The sequence below is a fragment of the Ruegeria sp. BG7 genome, from assembly GCF_056535685.1.
This window is the reverse complement of the sequence record NZ_JBQFIU010000001.1, coordinates 1-18956: the sequence shown is the minus strand read 5'-3', so window position 1 is coordinate 18956 and position 18956 is coordinate 1. Positions and strand designations below refer to the sequence as shown.

Below are 18956 nucleotides of genomic sequence, written 5' to 3'. Positions count from 1 at the left end.
GAAAACGTCAGCCGTCCAGTGCGGCTTCCCAGGCCAACACCTGAGCCGCCATCCGGCCCCGTTTGCCATCGATCACTCGCATTGCCAGCGCTTCGCCCGGTTGCAGATCAGCAAGACCGGAACGGCGCAGCACTTCGATATGGAGAAAAACGTCTTCGCCACGGCCAAAGACGTTGGCAAAACCAAAGCCTTTACCCTTGTCGAACCACTTTACGCGCGCGGCTTCCAATGGTGCCTCGGCGATCGTCACTGGATCCAACTCGGCAAAATCGGCCAGCATCATCGAGTCGGTCCGCGCCGGAGGATCAATCGCGACCACTTCGACGGCCTGAACGCCCCGATCCGTGCGGTGCGTCATGATCTCGATCCCAGCGCCATCTGCGACCGAGCTCTGGCCAAAGTTACGCAAGACGTTCACGTGCAACAGGATATCCGGGCCGCCATCGTCGGACACAACAAATCCGTACCCCTTGGCAGGGTCGAACCATTTCACGTGTCCACGAACGCGATACATGTTGTTCATATCTTCTGGCACGGTATTCCCATCGCGAGTTTTAGCCGTTCGTTAAGGGTTTGTTGTTTATGGGAATGACAGGTAAATTCAAGCCGAAAAAATTGTTTATTTTCTGCCTGTTGCATTTCACGACACGTGAACGTCATGGATTCAACCTTTCCACATGCCATGCCAATCCCGGCTCTGCGCGTTTCCATCTGAACCGATCATGTAGACGGAATGCCCCGTCAGCCCAGAATTCAATTTCAGTTGGCGTCAATCTATACCCGCCCCAAAACGGTGGGCGGGGGGGATTCGGACCCAGCTTAGCAGTCACCTTGGCCACCTCAGCCATCAAGGCTGTACGGCTTGATAGGGGTTGAGATTGCTTCGACGCCCAGGCCCCCAAACGGCTCTTCAGCGACCTCGATGCGTAATATTCATCCGCCTGAGGCCCATTTTCGCGGGTGATTGTACCACGAACACGCAATTGTCGCCGCAAAGATTTCCAATGCATGACAAATGCAGCTTTTCCGGCTGCATCCAATTCGGCCGCTTTTGCGCTTTCGTAGTTCGTATAGAACACAAACGAATCTGCTTCGATCTCCTTCAGCAGTACCATACGCGCGTTTGGCATTCCATCTGGGTCGACGGTTGCCAGCGCAATCGCATTAGGGTCGTTCAATTCTGTCTTTTCAGCCTCACTCAACCACCGACCCGCTATTTCAAACGGATCGGAGCCAGCAAAGATGCCATCACGCTCGGTCATTTCCATCCCCTGGAAAGTGTTAACGACGAACCTAAGGCGAGAACCCGCTGCGGGCAAGAGCGCACGGCCTTGATGCAACGCTACCAATGGCATAAACCAACTCAACACATCGCGAAGACAGGCGGAGAACCACACATGTCAAATCAGTTGATGGCCGGCAAACGCGGCCTCATCATGGGACTGGCCAATGACAAATCAATCGCATGGGGAATCGCCCGCGCCTTGTCCGAAGCCGGGGCCGAACTTGCTTTTTCCTACCAGGGCGACGCTTTGAAAAAGCGCGTCGACCCGCTTGCAGCGCAATTGGGTAGCGAAATCGTCCTGCCATGTGACGTGAGCGATGAGGTATCCGTTGATGCGCTGTTCACTGCGCTGGAAGAGAAATGGGGCAAACTAGACTTTATCGTTCATGCCATCGGCTTTTCCGACAAGAACGAACTGCGCGGTCGCTATGTCGATACCAGCCGGGCGAATTTCAAGCTGACAATGGACGTGTCGGTTTATTCCTTCACCGCCGTGATGCAACGCGCCGAAAAAATGATGGGCGAAGGCGGCAGTGCAATCACCCTGACCTATTATGGCGCCGAACAGGTCATGCCTCATTATAATGTAATGGGCGTCGCCAAAGCCGCGCTTGAGGCGTCGGTCAAATATCTGGCCGAGGATCTGGGCAAGGACGGTATCCGAGTGAACTCGATCTCAGCCGGTCCGATCAAGACCCTGGCCGCCAGCGGCATCGGCGATTTCCGCTATATCATGAAGTGGAACGAATATAACTCGCCCCTGCGCCGCAACGTGACCATCGATGATGTGGGCAAATCAGCACTCTACTTGCTGTCTGATCTGTCCAGCGGCGTGACCGGAGAAAATCTGCACGTAGATTCGGGTTATCACATTGTCGGCATGAAGGCCGTCGATGCACCTGACGTGGAAAAGGGCTAAGATCATGAGCGCCAAAGACCGCCTGCCCCACGAAAAAGGATTTCACATCAGCTGGGACCAGATCCATCGCGATTCGCGCGCGTTGGCCTGGCGTCTTGATGGACAAGGCCCAGACGATGGTGCCTGGCGCGCCGTTGTAGCCATTACGCGCGGCGGCATGGCCCCTGCGATGATTGTGAGCCGAGAGCTTGACATCCGCACAGTCGACACGATCAGCGTGCGGTCGTACCACCATCAGGAACAAGGCGAAGCCGAAGTTCTGAAAGCCCCCGACGCAGATCTGATGGGCGATGGCACCGGCATTCTGATCATCGATGACTTGGTAGACAGCGGTAAAACGCTGGAGTTGGTCCGCAAAATGTACCCCAACGCACATTTTGCGACTGTTTATGCCAAACCCAAGGGCCGCCCTATGGTGGACACCTTCATCACCGAAGTAAGCCAGGATACGTGGATCTTCTTCCCCTGGGATATGGCACTTCAATATGTCGAGCCATATCGCGGCACCGACTGATCCCTTCTTCTGTTTAAAAATACCTCGGAGCGCGAGGCAGAGCCTCGCATATAGACCGGTACGCCATGACCCAGACCCGCACCAGCGCCACTTTCCCTCCTCCGGTGATGGAGGCGCGCCGTTGGGTTGAAGGTGTCACCTTCCCAGCTGACCGCCCGCTGATCAATGTCAGCCAGGCCGCGCCGGTCGACCCGCCTCCGCTTGCTCTGCGTCAGGCCATGGCCGATTTTGCCGTGCAGGAAGACAGCGCGCATTTATATGGGCCGGTCTTGGGGAACGACGACCTGCGCACTGAACTGGCAGCACAGATCAGCGCGCATTACGCAGCACAGGTTGATCCGGCTCAGACCGCAATCACTTCGGGCTGCAATCAGGCCTTTTCGGCTGTGATCTCGGCAATCACTGACGAGGCGGATGAAGTGATTCTACCAACGCCATGGTATTTCAATCATAAAATGTGGTTGGACATGGCTGGGGTGAAGGCCGTTGACCTGCCAACAGGAGATGACCTTCTGCCTGATCCGGATCGTGCGGGCGCACTGATCACCAAAAAAACGCGCGCCATCGCCCTGGTCACGCCCAACAACCCCGGTGGTGTTGAATACCCGACTGATCTGGTCCGGGCCTTCTATGACCTGGCGCGTGACACTGGAATTCGCCTCATCGTCGATGAGACATATCGCGATTTCGATAGCCGCAGCGGTCCACCACACGATCTGTTCCAGCAGCCTGACTGGGATGAGACCTTGGTCCAACTCTATTCCTTTTCCAAAGCTTATCGCCTGACAGGCCACCGGGTCGGGGCCATAGCGACAAGCCGCGTGCTTTTGGCGGAAGTCGAGAAATTCCTCGACACCGTTGCCATTTGTCCCGGTCAGATCGGTCAGTTCGCAGCCCTTTGGGGGATGCAGAACCTGTCACAATGGCTGGCAGGTGAGCGGGACGAGATTCTGGACCGCAGGGCCGCAATCAAGGACGGGATGCCAGCACTTGAAGCGCAAGGATGGCGTCTTTTGGGGCTTGGTGCCTATTTCGCCTATCTTGAACATCCATTCGAAATGGCTTCGGATGAACTGGCCCGCCGTCTGGTGGCAGAAGCAGGCGTGCTGCTGTTGCCCGGCACCATGTTCATGCCCGATCACGACCCCGCCGGAAAACGGCAAGTCCGTGTAGCATTCGCCAATCTGAACCGTGCTGGATTGGGCCAATTGTTCGACCGGTTACAGGGCCTGTCCTTCTAAGCTTGCCCCTCGGCTGTGTGCGTCGTATTCAGGGCCGCAACCGACAGGGCAGAACGCTGCCGCAATAACAAGAGGGCACCATGGCCGCAGGCGCTAAAAGTCTTTCGAAAACCTTTGTCTGGATTCTGATGGGCCTGCTGATGCTGGGCCTCGCAGGCTTCGGTGCCACCAATCTCAGCGGAACGGTTCGAACCGTTGCACAAGTGGGAGATGAAAGCATCTCGGTCGATGAGTATGTGCGCGAATTGCAGCGGGAAATCCGCGCCGTGGAAGCGCAGACTGGCCAACCGATGCAAATGTCGCAGGCGCGTGATCTGGGATTGGATCAGAACGCGCTTGCCCGCCTGACCGCGCTGGCGGCTCTGGACAACGAAGTTGGGCAACTTGGAATTTCAATCGGTGACGAAAACCTGCAGCAAGAGATCGTAGCGATCCCAGCATTTCAGGGCGTCGACGGCAGTTTCGACCGGGAAGCCTATCGCTTTCAACTTGAACAGATCGGCATGACCGACTCTGAGTTTGAAACGGATCTGCGCAAGGAATCTGCACGCACAATTGTGCAAGGCGCGATCATGGGCGGGGTCGAGATGCCGGCGACTCTGACAGATACGATGACCGACTATATTGGCGCGCGACGCAGCTTTACTGTGGCCACGGTCGGGACCGAGGCATTGGAAAACCCAATTGCTGAACCAACCGACGCGCAGATTCAGACTTACTATGATGAGAACGGCGACCTGTTCACCCTGCCCCGGACCAAGCAACTGACATACGCGATCCTGTCGCCTGCGATGCTGATCGACACCGTCGAGGTGGATCAAGACGCCCTGCAGAAACTCTATGAAGACCGCTCAGACGAGTACAACCAGCCGGAACGGCGCTTGGTTGAGCGCCTGAACTTCCCGGATGAGCAAGCCGCAAGCGAAGCAAAGGCCCAGCTTGAGGTTGGCGGTACTACGTTTGAGCAACTGGTTCGTGAACGCGATCTTGAGCTCAACGACATCGATCTCGGCGACGTGACCCGCGAGGATCTGGGCGAGGCAGCAGATGCAGTATTTGCAGCAGATCTCGATACTGTTGTTGGCCCCCTGCCTTCGGTCTTTGGCCCAGCCTTGTTCCGGATTAACGGCTCTCTGGCAGCCAACAATGTGCCTTTCGAAGAAGCTGAACCGGCCTTGCGCGAAGAGCTTGCAGCCGAACGCGCCCGCCGCCTGATCGAGGCGCAGTCCGAAGATATCAATGACATGCTGGCTGGCGGAGCCACACTGGAAGAACTGGCGGATGAGACCGAAATGGAACTGGGTCAGATCGACTGGACCCGCGAGAGTTCGGACGAAATCGCCGCCTATGACGGATTCCGCGTTGCAGCCGAAGCCGTGCAGGAAGGTGACTTCCCCGAAATCGCATTCCTCGAAGATGGGTCGATCTTTGCCCTGCGCCTGAATGAGGTGTTGCCGCGCCGCCCCGAGCCGCTGGACAGCGCACGTGATCGAGTGGCCGCCGCATGGCTTCAGGCCGAAACCAACAAAGCGCTGGAAGATCGGGCGAATGCAGTTCTGACGCAATTGGCAACAGATGGCGACTTTACGACCACCGGCCTGCCCTTCCGCGTTGAAAATGCCCTGACACGCACGGCGTTTCTGGATGACGTTCCAGCAGATTTCATGAACGAGGTGTTCCAGATGGAACCCGGCGAACTGCGTGTCATCGGTGGAAACGGCGCAGCGTTGCTGGTGCGCCTGGATGAAGTTCTGCCTCCGGCAGATACAGACGAGCTTCGCCAACTGCGTGAAGCCCTTTCCGCTCAGATGAATCAGGCCCTGTCACAGAATATTTTCAACGCTTATGTGCGCGATGCACAGACACGCGCGCGTCCGGTCGTCGACCAACAGGCGCTGAATGCCGTGCAATCGAGTTTTTAAACGAGACCGAAATGGCCCTGACACCCGAATTCGACACCTTCGCGCGCGCTTATGAAGCGGGCGAAAATCAGGTGGTTTACACACGGCTTGCCGCTGATCTGGACACCCCTGTGTCGCTGATGCTCAAGCTGACGGGCGCACAGAAAGATGCGTTCATGCTGGAATCCGTGACGGGCGGCGAAGTTCGTGGCCGTTACTCGATCATTGGTATGAAGCCCGACCTGATCTGGCGGTGTCGCGGTGAAGCATCCGAACTCAACCGCTCTGCCCGGTTCGATTCCGAGGCGTTCTCGACGCAAGACGGCAACCCGATGGACAACCTCCGCGCTTTGCTGGCCGAAAGCCGCATCGACCTGCCGGATGACCTGCCTCAGGCTGCAGCGGGGCTGTTCGGGTATTTGGGCTATGACATGGTGCGGCTGGTGGAATACCTGCCGGACGTGAATCCGGACCCTCTGGACCTGCCCGATGCGATCATGTTGCGTCCTTCGGTCATCGCTGTGCTGGATGGCGTAAAAGGTGAAGTGACCGTTGTATCACCGGCTTGGGCCAGTGACGGTCAATCCGCCAAGGCTGCCTATGCACAAGCTGCTGAGCGCGTTATGGATGCAGTTCGCGATCTGGAGCGTGCCATGCCTGCGGAAACCCGCGATTTGGGTGATGCACGTGAAATCGCACCCCCTGTGTCGAACTTTACCAAGTCCGGCTATATGGAGGCGGTTGAAAAGGCCAAGGAATACATCCGCGCAGGTGATATTTTCCAGGTTGTCCCAGCGCAGCGCTGGACGCAGGAGTTTCCGCTGCCGCCCTTTGCGCTCTATCGGTCGTTGCGGCGCACCAACCCGTCGCCTTTCATGTTCTATTTCAACTTTGGCGGTTTTCAGGTCGTGGGTGCAAGCCCCGAGATTTTGGTGCGTGTGTTCGGCAGTGAAGTCACCATTCGCCCCATTGCTGGCACCCGCCCCCGAGGCGCGACGCCCGAAGAGGACAAGGCAAACGAACTGGACCTGCTGGCCGACAAGAAAGAGCTGGCCGAGCACCTGATGCTGCTGGATCTGGGCCGCAACGATACGGGACGCGTTTCCAAAATCGGCACCGTGCGCCCGACCGAAGAGTTCATCATCGAACGCTACAGCCACGTGATGCATATTGTGTCTAACGTGGTGGGTGAGCTAGCCGAAGATAAAGACGCGCTGGATGCGTTTTTTGCCGGAATGCCTGCGGGCACCGTCTCGGGCGCGCCCAAAGTGCGCGCGATGGAGATCATCGACGAGTTGGAGCCGGAAAAACGCGGCGTCTATGGCGGCGGCGTAGGCTATTTCAGCGCGGGGGGCGACATGGATATGTGTATCGCGCTGCGCACTGCCATCGTGAAAGATCAAAAGCTGTATATTCAAGCCGGTGGCGGTGTTGTTTACGACAGCGACCCCGAGGCCGAGTTCATGGAAACCGTTCATAAATCCAATGCAATCCGGCGCGCTGCGGCAGATGCTGCACGTTTCACCGGAAGCGGAAACAGCTAAATGAAAAAGGGCGGCAGATCAAAAGATCGCCGCCCCTTTCGTTACTCGCTTCAGCAGATCACTGCACCTGTCTCATCATGACCGCAGAAATCGGGGCCATCGCCACGCGGCTGCCCCGGTCTTCCAACCCCCAAAGCAGCAGGGCTGAAATCGTTTCCGGGCGGACCCGACCCAGCATGACCACAGCACCTTCTTGTCCGGCGCGGAACGCCGCCTGATCCAGGAACCGGCGCATCACTTTAGGGTCCTGACGCGCACCGTCGATGTCACGGAATACAACACCCGACGGCGTGCCATTGCGGGCTGCCAGCTTCTGCACAGTGTTCAACCCATTGTCCTGCGTGATCAGGCCACGACCTGTTCCGGCAGCAATTTCAGCAACCTGATCGGCCAGTTTCCGATTGCCATGAATTCCGCTGTCCACCCCTTCCAGAATGCCAACGGTTTCGGGCAGAGTGTCAAGCCAGACGGACAGCGAAACCTCAGCGTCTTGCGCAGTTGCAGCTTCGGGCAAATCAGCCAGAGCCATGACTTCGAACCCGGCCGCGCGGTGCCGCGCCATCTTTTCTGCAGCATCTGGATCAGACGGGTTCACGGCAAAACTGATGGGATAGGGAAAATCCTGAAGCGCCTCAGCCCCAAACGCGCCCTCGTCATCGATCAGGATGATGGACATGAGAGGTTTGGCTTCAGGGTTTTCGAATTTGGCCGCATAGCGTTCGATCGGCTTGCCCGCCGGTTTTGGCTCTTCCGCCGAGGCTTCGTCGGCCACAGGTTCATCATCACGTTCGGTTAGTGGAATGATACGTTTACCGATCGTTGAACTTGCGCTTGCTTCCTGGTCACCGCCAATCTGCGGCAGCGCAGCGATACGCGGCAGCTTGCGCGGCAGAACGTCCTCATCCCCTTCCACGGCGATTGGGCTGCTTTCAAACGGGTTTTCCTCGTCTGTGTCCTCAGTTTGCGGCAACGGATCTTCTTCCGGCTGAAGAAGAGCAACCTCGGTCGTCTCAGGCTCTACAGGAGGGGTCGGCGTATCGTCGATCACGGCTGGCCCCGCCTCGTCCTGCGGAGCCGAAGGCGCCAGGCTGGGTTCTGGCGGCGCTGCAGGAGCTTCGGTCACAACTGAAACTTCGGTCGCAACCGCAGCCTCGGGTTGGTCCACCGCCTCAGCTGCTGCGCCCACCTCCGGTTGCGTGTCCGAGGATGATTCAAGCCCGGACAAATCAGCCAGATCCTCGGTTGAGTCATCGGCGGCTTCCAGCCCATGCGGAGCCAATTCCACCACATCGGCATCGGATACGGCCTCGGTCACCTCAGTCGGTGCTTCAGGTGTTTCAGAAATTACCGGAGCCGGTGCTTCGGTGACAACAACCGGCGTATTGACCATCGGTGTCTTGAGCGACACGAACACACCCAAGATCAAAACAACGATCGCCCCGGCGACCATTCCCCCGAAAAATCCGCCCATATTTCCTGCCTTTCGCCTCTTTTCTCTGCCTCGTCCAGCTCTGCGCCATCTGATGTGGCGCTCGGCCAATTGGACGCGTCAGAAACGGTATGTCCTCTTGACGCTGCCGCTCAAGCCTGAGCATGTATGTGCGGACATTATACCGTGGCCCGGGGCTGCATCGCCAGCCTGAAATGCCCAAGCGAAGATAAGTGCCCATATGCTGCTGCTGATCGACAACTACGACTCGTTTACCTACAATTTGGTACATTATTTAGGCGAACTTGGTGCCGAAATGGTTATTCGCCGAAATGATGCGCTGGATGTGCAGGAAGCGATGGCCATGAACCCCGCCGGTATCCTGCTAAGCCCCGGCCCCTGCGACCCGGACCAGGCCGGGATTTGCCTTGCGTTGACCGAAGCCGCCGCAGAAACCAAAACACCATTGCTTGGGGTTTGTTTGGGGCATCAGACCATCGGTCAGGTTTTTGGCGGTAAGGTCATCCGATGCCACGAGATTGTTCATGGTAAAATGGGAACGATGAATCACACAGGCAAGGGTCTGTTTGCGGGGCTGCCTTCTCCGTTTGAGGCAACGCGGTACCATTCATTGATCGTGGAACGCGAAACCCTGCCAGACTGTCTTGAGATCACGGCTGAATTGGAAGACGGCACCATAATGGGGTTGCAACACAAGGAACTGCCCATTCATGGCGTCCAGTTCCACCGGAATCCATTGCCTCCGAGCACGGCCACGCTCTGCTCAAGAACTTCCTGCAAGAACTGAAAGTCCCCGCATGAGCGACGCGCTGAAACCGCTGATCGGAGCCGCTGCCGATCGCCCTTTGACTCGTGACGAAGCTGAAAAAGCCTTTGCCATCCTGTTCGATGGCGAAGCCACGCCCAGCCAGATCGGTGGGCTTTTGATGGCCATGCGCACACGGGGTGAAACAGTCGATGAATACGCCGCTGCCGCTGCTGTGATGCGGGCAAAATGCAACGCTGTGACCGCCCCGGCAGGCGCGATGGACATCGTGGGCACAGGCGGCGACGGCAAAGGCACACTGAACATCTCGACCGCGACGGCTTTTGTGGTTGCGGGCGCCGGTGTCACCGTTGCCAAACATGGCAACCGGAACCTCAGTTCGAAATCGGGTGCGGCGGACGCGTTGGGTCAGATGGGGATCAACGTTATGGTTGGCCCGCAAGTCGTTGAATCCGCTCTGGAAAACGTTGGTATTGGCTTCATGATGGCCCCGATGCATCATCCGGCCATTGCTCATGTCATGCCATCACGCCAGGAGTTGGGCACACGCACAATCTTTAACATTCTTGGCCCTCTGACGAACCCTGCTGGTGTCAAACGGCAATTGACCGGCGCGTTCAGTCGTGACCTGATCCGGCCAATGGCCGAAACGCTTGGCTTGCTTGGATCAGACCGCGCGTGGCTGGTGCATGGCTCGGACGGGACGGACGAACTCACGATCACCGGCATCAGCTGGGTCGCCGCTTTGGAAGATGACACGATCAAAGAAGTCGAGCTACACCCCGAAGATGCGGGTCTGCCCGTGCATCCATTCGAAGACATCATCGGCGGCACACCGGAAGAAAACGCTGTCGCTTTCCGCGCCCTGTTGGACGGAGCCCCATCCGCGTATCGTGACGCTGTACTGCTGAACTCGGCCGCCGCTTTGGTTGTCGCCGAAGCCGCAAACGACCTGCGCGACGGGGTTGCCATGGCCGCCGAGAGCATCGACAGCGGCAAAGCCAAAGAAAAAATCGCCGCTCTGGCACGCAAGACACAGGAAGCCGAATGACCGAGACCGTACTGGACAAAATCAAAGCCTACAAACTAGAAGAGGTCGCGGCCGACAAAGCGCAGAAGTCTTTGGAAACACTGGAAAGTGAGGCACGGGCTGCATCGGAAACCCGTGGCTTTGCCGAAGCTTTGCAATCCGCCTCGCGGCAAGGCTATGGCCTGATTGCCGAGGTCAAGAAAGCCAGCCCGTCCAAGGGTCTGATCCGTCCGGATTTCAACCCGCCTGTACTGGCCAAAGCCTATGAGGATGGTGGTGCTGCGTGTTTGTCCGTGCTGACCGACACCCCAAGCTTTCAGGGTGCAAAGGAATATCTGACGCAGGCCCGCGAGGCGACTTCCCTGCCCGCTTTGCGCAAGGATTTCATGTACGACCCCTATCAGGTGGTCGAAGCCCGCGCGCTTGGCGCAGATTGCATTCTGATCATCATGGCATCCGTCAGCGATGATCAGGCGGCGGAACTGGAACAAACTGCTTTCGATTGGGGTATGGATGTTCTGATCGAAGTGCATGACGAAACGGAACTGGAACGCGCAGCACAGCTGAAAAGCCCGTTGATCGGCATCAACAACCGCAATCTCAAGACCTTCGAGACCACTTTGGACACCACGCGGCACCTGTCCAAGCTGGTGCCGGCAGACCGCACCATCGTTTGTGAAAGTGGCCTTGGAACATCAGACGACCTGAGGGAGATCGCCCGCTACGGTGCCCGTTGCTTCCTGATCGGCGAAAGCCTGATGCGTCAGGACGATGTTGAGGCCGCCACGCGTCATATCCTATCCAACCCTCTGATCCCCGGAGTGATGTGATGCCGCTAACTCATTTTGATGCTCAAGGTCAGGCGCATATGGTTGATGTGTCGGACAAGGACGTGACCGACCGTGTCGCTGTCGCTGCCGGTCATATCAAGATGGCAGCGGAAACCTTTGAAATCATTTCAGAAGGTCGCGCAAAAAAAGGTGACGTGCTGGGCATCGCCCGTCTGGCGGGCATCATGGGTGCAAAGAAGACGCCCGACTTGATCCCGTTGTGTCACCCTCTTCCAGTCACCAAAGCCGCAGTTGAACTGACGCTTGATCCCGATCTACCGGGTGTTCAGATCGAGGCCACGGTCAAGACCTCGGGACAGACCGGCGTTGAGATGGAAGCCCTGACCGCAGTCTCAACCGCGGCTTTGACAGTCTATGACATGACAAAGGCCGTCGATAAGGCGATGGAGATTGGTGGCATCCGCGTTCTTCTGAAAGATGGTGGTAAATCAGGACGTTACGAGGCGAAATGATCACGGTCGAAGAGGCGCGCGCCCTGCTGTTCGATCTGGTGGGGGTTTTACCTTCGGAAGAGGTTCCTCTGGCTCAGTCCGCCGGGCGTGTATTGGCGCAGGATGTTGTAGCGGGGCGGAACCAACCTCCCTTCGCGGCATCGTCGATGGATGGGTATGCGGTGAAGGCCGCCGAAGTTGAGCTGCACGCCATGTTCAAGGTGGTCGGCGAATCCGCGGCCGGCCATCGGTTTGAGGGCCAGGTCGGTCCCGGTCAGGCGGTGCGCATTTTCACCGGTGCGCCAGTGCCCGAGGGCGCGGATTTTGTGGTCATTCAGGAAGATACCGACCGACGTGGCGACCTGATCACGATTACCGACGAACCCGGTTCCAAAACCAATATCCGCCCTGCTGGCGTGGATTTTGAAATCGGTACCTCCATTTCAGCACCCCGTTTGATCCGGCCCGAGGATGTGGCCCTGATGGCTGCAATGAACACCCCACGCGTCACGGTTGCGCGCAAACCGGTGATTGCCCTGATCTCCACCGGCGACGAGTTGGTGATGCCCGGAGAAGAGCCGGGCCCAGATCAGATCATCGCCTCGAACACATTCGGGTTGCAGGCTCTGCTTGAGGGATTGGGAGCAAAGGTGCGCGTTCTGCCCATTGCGCACGACACCGTTTCCTCGCTTGAAACTGCATTTGGCCTGGCACAAGGGGCCGATCTTGTCGTCACAATCGGCGGCGCGTCGGTTGGCGATTATGACCTTGTCTCGGATGTCTCGCAGGGATTGGGCATGGAACGGTCATTCTACAAGATCCGAATGCGCCCCGGAAAACCACTGATGGCCGGACGTATCGGCAAAACGGCTATGGTTGGCTTACCCGGTAACCCGGTCAGCGCCATGGTCTGCGGCTATCTGTTTCTGGCACCGATGGTACGCCGGATGCTGGGCCTGGACCACGTGGTGCCGCCTTTCCTTACAGCGCAACTTACGGAACCCTTGCTGGAAAACGGGCCGCGAGAGCATTACATGCGCGCGGTTCTAAGCGACACAGGCATTGCGGCCTGCGCCGATCAGGACAGCTCGCTTCTCAGCGTTCTGGCGCAGGCCAATGCGCTTTTGGTCCGACAACCGCACGATCCAGCCCGTGAAATCGGGGAAACGGTTCAGTACCTGCCGATCTGAGATGTTCTCAAATCCGTTGACACAAAACGTGAACATGCGTAGAACAAAAGAAAACGCATGAGCGACGAGGTGTGAGCGATGCTGACCAAGAAGCAATTGGATTTGCTGGAATTCATCCACAAACGCGTGCAGGCGGACGGTGTTCCGCCCAGTTTCGACGAAATGAAGGCCGCACTCGATCTGCGGTCGAAATCCGGCATCCACAGGTTGATTACCGCGCTGGAAGAACGCGGGTTTATCCGCCGCCTTGCCCATCGCGCCCGCGCGATTGAGATCGTGAAACTTCCCGAAAGCCTAGGTGGCGAACCCACAGCCGGGTTTACGCCGCGGGTTATCGAAGGTGACAAACCGGAAGGCCGCCGCCCTGCGAATGTGGAACCAGTGTCAGTCGACGCGCTGGAACTGCCGGTCATGGGTCGGATTGCGGCTGGTGTTCCCATTGAGGCCATCAGCCATGTCTCGCACCATGTTGCTGTCCCCGGCCCCATGGTCTCCGGCAAGGGCGAACATTATGCGTTGGAAGTTCGTGGAGATTCGATGATCGACGCGGGAATCAACGACGGTGATGTGGTGGTGATCCGGGAAACGTCGACAGCAGATAATGGCGACATTGTGGTTGCCTTGGTCGAGGATCAGGAAGCGACATTGAAGCGTTATTTCCGCCGGGGCAACGCCATCGCGCTTGAAGCTGCCAATCCGGTCTACGAGACGCGTGTCCTGCCCGAAGAAAAGGTAAAGGTGCAAGGTCGCCTTGTGGGCCTGATCCGGACCTACTGATCCCGCTTGGACCGAAGGTCCCCGGGCGCGTTCGGGGACCAAAGCCTTTGCCCTGTCAGCGCGGCACTTGATATCAGCTTTCCGTCCAGAACAGACAGGCTGCCGGTTTCGTACAAGCGATCGGGGTCAAAAATCCCGCACGGCCCTTTCAAATTCAGAGCCACGGCAGAGACGATGATCTGGTTTGCCTTGCATTCGTCAAACCCGTTTGCAGCCCTTTTGCCGGTCAGGTGGATAATCTCCCGATCTTTCAACAGGTAGCGCTGGATCGTGTTCGCCTCGGGCCACCTGAGCGCAGCCTGTGACTGATCGACACCATCCCCGTCATTCTCAAGCCAAACGGTTGCAACAAACCCGCTGCCTTTGCTTTTGCTAAGCGCGCGGCCTTGTTCGGTCATCACGCCCACCAACCCTCCGGTTTCAGCAATCAGGGCGTCGGGACGCTGTCCCGCAGTCCAAAGCAAAAAGCAGCCGCAAGCGGGCCCATCCCGACCCACCGCGCGTGTCCCTGCCACAAGGCAATCCACAAGGCACCCAAGGCAATGAGAGGCAGGACGTACCACGGCGGGCTGACCACAAAGCCTTGTGCGCCATCCATCTGCGAAACCCAATGTGATACCGTCAAGATCCACTCCAACGCCCACCCCATCACCGTCAGGGGTATCGCCTCAAGCCCCAGAGGCGCCAATAGCGCTGCAACCACGGCCGCCGGGACGACTAACAAACCCATGACCGGAACTGAAAGCAGGTTCGCCAAAAGGCCATAGTGCGACATGGTGTTGAAATGCGCTGCACCAATCGGAGCCGTCGCAAGCCCGGCAATGGCCGAAGACATGAGCACGCCAACCACTGGTTTAAGCCATTTTGGTCCGGGCATAGGGCCGACTTCGCGCAGCGCTCCGAACACGGCGACCAGAGCAGTTGTGGCCGCAAATGACATCTGGAACCCTGGGCTCAGGAGCGATTCCGGTCTGAGGAGCAGAACGATCACCGCCGCAACCGCCACAGCGCGCAGCGAGATCGCCCGGCGGTCAATTAGCACCGCGCCCAACATGACCGTGACCATGACAAACGCGCGCTCGGTTGCAAAGTTACCGCCAGAGAGCATCAGATAGATAGTCGCCGCAACCAATGCACATACCGCAGCCACCTTTCGAACAGGCAACCGCAGTGCAAGCGGCGGAAACAGCGACAAACCAACTCGACAGGCCACAAACACAAAGCCCGTCAGCAGCCCCATATGCAATCCCGAGATCGCCAGCAGATGCGCTAGGTTCGAAGCGCGCAGCGACGATAACGTATCTTGCCCCATACCACTGCGATCACCTGTGGTCACAGCGGCAGCAAAACCGCCGACTTCGCCCGGAAGTATCTCTTTCACGCGCCTCGATATGGCCATGCGGATGGCGGTTACCCGAACGCCCTCGATCCCGGCCGAGGCTGGTGCGATGGTCAGAACACGGACGCGTGTGTACCCCACCGCGCCTAAACTCTGGAACCAGGCATGGCGGCGAAAATCGAACCCACCGGGTTCCACCGGCCCCTGTGGCGGAGACAGATGCGCCGTCGTCATAATCCTCTGCCCCGGTGCAATAGGTCCGGTTGAGGCATGAACGGAAAGACGGACGCGCTGCGGCCTTCGCTCCTGCGGTACGTCCCCTATGCGTACCTGATCAAGCGTCAACCGCAACGCATCCGAGGCAGACCGGTCCATGGCGACGACCCTCCCCTCGATGGGGCCATAATATCGCCATGACAGAACCGGCTCTGCCACCATATGGGCGCGAGCACCTGCCAGGCAGAAACCAACAGCGATCAGCGCCCCCCCGATGGCCAACGAACCCACCCCCGGCGCAAGCCAGCGGCGCACAGTGATGAGAACCGCGCAAAGGCCGGCCAGACCAGCATAGTCCAGCAATTCAGGCTCAGCCCGAATGCTAAAATACAGACCGATCCCGGTCGCAAGCAAGACCGGCGTCCACGGGAACAGATACCCCGTTTGGCACAGCAGCGCGGCCTCGACCCGTGCAAGAACACGCATGGTTGCCCCCGTCCTTCGGGCTCGTTAGACAGGCGACAAACTATGCCAGATACGGTTACCAAAAGGTTAATCCCCATCATGTCCGACCAGGTCGTCACCCGCTTTGCCCCTTCACCCACCGGTTTTCTGCACATCGGTGGCGCACGCACCGCGCTGTTCAATTGGCTCTATGCTCGGGGTCGTGGCGGCAAATTCCTGTTGCGGATTGAAGACACCGACCGTGAACGCTCGACCCCCGAAGCAACCGCCGCAATCCTGCAGGGTATGGCATGGCTGGGTCTGGACCATGACGGCGACGTAATCAGCCAGTTCGAAGGGGCGGCCCGCCACGCCGAGGTTGCGCATCAATTGCTGGCCGAAGGCAAGGCTTACAAGTGCTTCTCGACACAGGAAGAAATTGCTGCCTTCCGCGAACAGGCACGAGCCGAGGGTAAATCGACCCTGTTCCGCAGCCCGTGGCGCGACGCTGATCCGGCAACACATCCCGATGCGCCATTTGTCATTCGCATCAAAGCGCCACAAGACGGTGCGACAGTGATCCGCGATCAGGTTCAAGGCGATGTCACCATCCGCAATGACCAGCTGGACGATATGATCCTGCTGCGTTCGGACGGCACACCAGTCTACATGCTGGCGGTGGTGGTCGACGATCACGACATGGGCGTCACCCACGTTATTCGCGGCGACGATCACCTGAATAACGCCGCGCGTCAGATGATGATCTATGAGGCAATGGGCTGGGACGTTCCGGTCTGGGCACATATCCCGCTGATTCACGGACCCGACGGCAAGAAATTGTCGAAACGTCATGGCGCACTGGGCGCGCAGGAATATCAGGCCATGGGCTATCCCGCGGCTGGAATGCGCAATTACCTGGCGCGTTTGGGCTGGAGTCACGGTGATGACGAATTCTTCACGGATGCGCAGGCAAAAGACTGGTTCGATCTGGACGGAATCGGCAAAAGCCCGGCCCGTTTCGATCTGAAAAAGCTGGAAAATCTCTGCGGGCAGCATATTGCAATCTCAGACAATGCTGCATTGCGGCAAGAAATTGAGGATTACCTCGCGGCAGCAGACCTTCCTGCTCTCACTCCGACACAATCTGGTGATCTGGAACGTGCGATGTATTGCCTCAAGGATCGGGCGCGTACTTTCCCGGAACTCCTTGAAAAAGCGCATTTTGCACTGACCCAGCGCCCAATTGTTCCGGATGAAAAGGCCGCAAAGGCGCTGGCATCTGTATCCGATGGTATACTGTCGGAATTGACGCCGCAGCTGCAAAATGTTAGCTGGTCCCGGAACGAACTGGAGGAGGCCCTGAATTCCTTTGCCGAGTCAAAGGAGCTCAAGTTCGGCAAGCTGGCAGGTCCGCTACGGGCTGCGCTGGCAGGTCGGGCCGTCACACCTTCGGTTTTTGACATGATGCTGGTGCTGGGGCGGGATGAAACCCTGGCGCGGCTTTCTGAGGCAGCGAAATAAACCCAATCTTCATAAACGGGTAACGCTGCTCCGCTAACACCCGGATTGCGCGTCCGCGCGCAGTCGTTGCCCGTATCGCTGGCGGTCTGTCCGGCGTGCGCATGAATGAAGAAGGGACAACTATGACTGACAGCAACAAAACAGCCACTCTGACTGTTCACGGCAAAGAATACGAGTTGCCAGTTCATTCCCCTACCGCCGGGCCTGATGTTGTCGATATTCGTAAGCTTTACGGACAGGCTGGGGTCTTCACCTATGACCCGGGCTTTACATCGACCGCCAGCTGCGACAGCACCATCACCTATATCGACGGCGAAAAAGGCGAGCTGCTGCACCGGGCTATCCGATCGACCAACTGGCCGAGAAATCGCACTTCCTCGAGGTTTGCTATTTGCTGCTCTACGGAGAATTGCCAGCGGCAAAAGATCTGGAGAAGTTCGAAACAACGATCACCCGTCACACCATGCTGCACGAGCAGATGCAGTATTTCTATCGCGGTTTCCGCCGCGACGCGCACCCGATGGCCATCATGGTCGGTGTTGTCGGTGCAATGTCGGCCTTCTATCACGACTCGACCGACATTTCGGACCCGCAGCAACGTGAAATCGCATCGCATCGCCTGATCGCCAAGATGCCGACGATTGCGGCCTGGGCCTATAAGTATCACACCGGTCAGCCCTTCGTGTATCCGCGCAACGATCTGGACTATGCGTCCAACTTCCTGCGCATGTGTTTCAGCGTTCCCGCCGAAGAATATGAGGTGAACCCGATCCTCAGCCGCGCGATGGACCGTATCTTTACCCTGCACGCCGATCACGAGCAGAACGCTTCGACCTCGACCGTGCGTCTGGCTTCGTCTTCTGGCGCGAACCCGTTCGCCTGTATTGCCGCAGGTATCGCTTGCCTTTGGGGTCCGGCGCACGGCGGTGCGAACCAGGCATGCCTAGAGATGCTGGAAGAGATCGGCACTGTGGATCGTATCCCCGAATACATCGCGCGCGCCAAAGACAAGAACGATCCGTTCCGCCTGATGGGCTTTGGTCACCGTGTCTACAAGAACTTTGACCCGCGCGCCAAAGTGATGAAGCAATCGGCCGACGAAGTGCTGGATCTGTTGGGCGTTGAAAACAACCCGAAACTGCAGGTTGCAAAGGAACTGGAGCGCGAAGCGCTGGAAGATCCGTATTTCGCCGAGAAGAAACTGTTCCCGAACGTGGACTTCTATTCGGGCATCATCCTCGAAGCGATGGGCTTCCCGACGTCCATGTTCACGCCGATCTTTGCCCTGTCGCGCACCGTGGGCTGGGTCAGCCAGTGGAAAGAGATGATTGCCGATCCTCAGAACAAGATCGGGCGTCCGCGCCAGTTGTATCTGGGCGAAACGCTTCGGGATTACGTGGATATCGAAAACCGCTGATACATCAAACTTCCCAGACGTTTTTAAGGCCCCGTTTTAACGGGGCCTTTTTCATCGAGCACTACGCACCTGCACAACCCGTTGCTTTCGCAACAAAAACCTTCGGCCAAACCAGATGTG

General features: G+C 58.0%; 14 protein-coding genes and 3 pseudogenes. 13 read left to right on the top strand and 4 right to left on the bottom strand.

The window, feature by feature from the left end; genetic code table 11:
* Positions 1-7 precede the first annotated feature (7 nt).
* Together ACR3EH_RS00085 and pdxH are read right to left on the bottom strand one after the other, a co-directional pair.
* A complete protein-coding gene (locus ACR3EH_RS00085; protein WP_174825370.1) occupies positions 8-514 on the bottom strand; it encodes a cold-shock protein in 507 nt (168 codons plus the stop codon).
* A gap of 142 nt (positions 515-656) precedes the next feature.
* Positions 657-1262: a pyridoxamine 5'-phosphate oxidase gene (pdxH, locus tag ACR3EH_RS00080; protein ID WP_171090229.1), complete on the bottom strand. Its 606-nt coding sequence runs from the start codon at positions 1260-1262 to the stop codon at positions 657-659.
* Between the two features lie 135 nt (positions 1263-1397).
* On the opposite strand from pdxH, the gene fabI reads away from it, so the two are divergent.
* The 5 genes from fabI (at position 1398) to trpE (ending at position 7404) form a co-directional block, all read left to right on the top strand.
* The gene (fabI, locus tag ACR3EH_RS00075) at positions 1398-2204 is read left to right on the top strand and encodes an enoyl-ACP reductase FabI (RefSeq protein ID WP_171183351.1); all 807 of its coding nucleotides are present in this window, start codon (positions 1398-1400) and stop codon (positions 2202-2204) included.
* 4 nt (positions 2205-2208) lie between these two features.
* Entirely contained in the window at positions 2209-2718 is a 510-nt protein-coding gene (gene gpt, locus ACR3EH_RS00070; protein WP_171090233.1) for a xanthine phosphoribosyltransferase, read from the top strand.
* A gap of 65 nt (positions 2719-2783) precedes the next feature.
* A complete protein-coding gene (locus tag ACR3EH_RS00065; RefSeq protein WP_171675581.1) occupies positions 2784-3959 on the top strand; it encodes an aminotransferase in 1176 nt (391 codons plus the stop codon).
* An 80-nt stretch (positions 3960-4039) separates the two neighbouring features.
* The gene (locus ACR3EH_RS00060; protein WP_171183355.1) at positions 4040-5881 is read left to right on the top strand and encodes a peptidylprolyl isomerase; all 1842 of its coding nucleotides are present in this window, start codon (positions 4040-4042) and stop codon (positions 5879-5881) included.
* A gap of 11 nt (positions 5882-5892) precedes the next feature.
* Positions 5893-7404, top strand: coding sequence for an anthranilate synthase component I (gene trpE, locus ACR3EH_RS00055; RefSeq protein WP_171183357.1), 1512 nt, complete (start codon positions 5893-5895; stop codon positions 7402-7404).
* 58 nt (positions 7405-7462) lie between these two features.
* Here the strand turns inward: trpE and ACR3EH_RS00050 are convergent, their stop codons facing one another.
* Positions 7463-8875 carry a divergent polysaccharide deacetylase family protein gene (locus ACR3EH_RS00050; RefSeq protein ID WP_171183359.1) on the bottom strand — a complete coding sequence of 471 codons (1413 nt, stop codon included), beginning with the start codon at positions 8873-8875 and terminating at the stop codon, positions 7463-7465.
* A gap of 199 nt (positions 8876-9074) precedes the next feature.
* Between ACR3EH_RS00050 and ACR3EH_RS00045 the strand changes: the two are divergent.
* From ACR3EH_RS00045 to lexA, 6 genes and pseudogenes are all read left to right on the top strand, one after another.
* A pseudogene (locus tag ACR3EH_RS00045) lies at positions 9075-9655 on the top strand (anthranilate synthase component II).
* A complete protein-coding gene (trpD, locus tag ACR3EH_RS00040) occupies positions 9652-10671 on the top strand; it encodes an anthranilate phosphoribosyltransferase (protein ID WP_171090246.1) in 1020 nt (339 codons plus the stop codon). The pseudogene ACR3EH_RS00045 and the gene trpD overlap by 4 nt, the downstream one beginning before the upstream one ends.
* Entirely contained in the window at positions 10668-11480 is an 813-nt protein-coding gene (gene trpC, locus ACR3EH_RS00035) for an indole-3-glycerol phosphate synthase TrpC (RefSeq protein WP_171675583.1), read from the top strand. The genes trpD and trpC overlap by 4 nt, the downstream gene beginning before the upstream one ends.
* Positions 11480-11953: a cyclic pyranopterin monophosphate synthase MoaC gene (moaC, locus tag ACR3EH_RS00030; protein ID WP_480634826.1), complete on the top strand. Its 474-nt coding sequence runs from the start codon at positions 11480-11482 to the stop codon at positions 11951-11953. The genes trpC and moaC overlap by 1 nt, the downstream gene beginning before the upstream one ends.
* Positions 11950-13122 carry a molybdopterin molybdotransferase MoeA gene (locus tag ACR3EH_RS00025; RefSeq protein ID WP_171183360.1) on the top strand — a complete coding sequence of 391 codons (1173 nt, stop codon included), beginning with the start codon at positions 11950-11952 and terminating at the stop codon, positions 13120-13122. The genes moaC and ACR3EH_RS00025 overlap by 4 nt, the downstream gene beginning before the upstream one ends.
* A 78-nt stretch (positions 13123-13200) precedes the next feature.
* Positions 13201-13899: a transcriptional repressor LexA gene (lexA, locus tag ACR3EH_RS00020; RefSeq protein ID WP_171173811.1), complete on the top strand. Its 699-nt coding sequence runs from the start codon at positions 13201-13203 to the stop codon at positions 13897-13899.
* On the opposite strand, the pseudogene ACR3EH_RS00015 reads toward lexA, so the two are convergent.
* Positions 13893-15940 (bottom strand): annotated as a pseudogene (locus ACR3EH_RS00015) (ComEC/Rec2 family competence protein). The gene lexA and the pseudogene ACR3EH_RS00015 overlap by 7 nt on opposite strands.
* Positions 15941-16018: 78 nt before the next feature.
* Between ACR3EH_RS00015 and gltX the strand changes: the two are divergent.
* Both gltX and gltA read left to right on the top strand, forming a co-directional pair.
* Positions 16019-17419 carry a glutamate--tRNA ligase gene (gene gltX, locus ACR3EH_RS00010; protein WP_171647030.1) on the top strand — a complete coding sequence of 467 codons (1401 nt, stop codon included), beginning with the start codon at positions 16019-16021 and terminating at the stop codon, positions 17417-17419.
* Between the two features lie 122 nt (positions 17420-17541).
* Positions 17542-18836: pseudogene (gene gltA, locus ACR3EH_RS00005) on the top strand (citrate synthase).
* Positions 18837-18956: the final 120 nt, after the last annotated feature.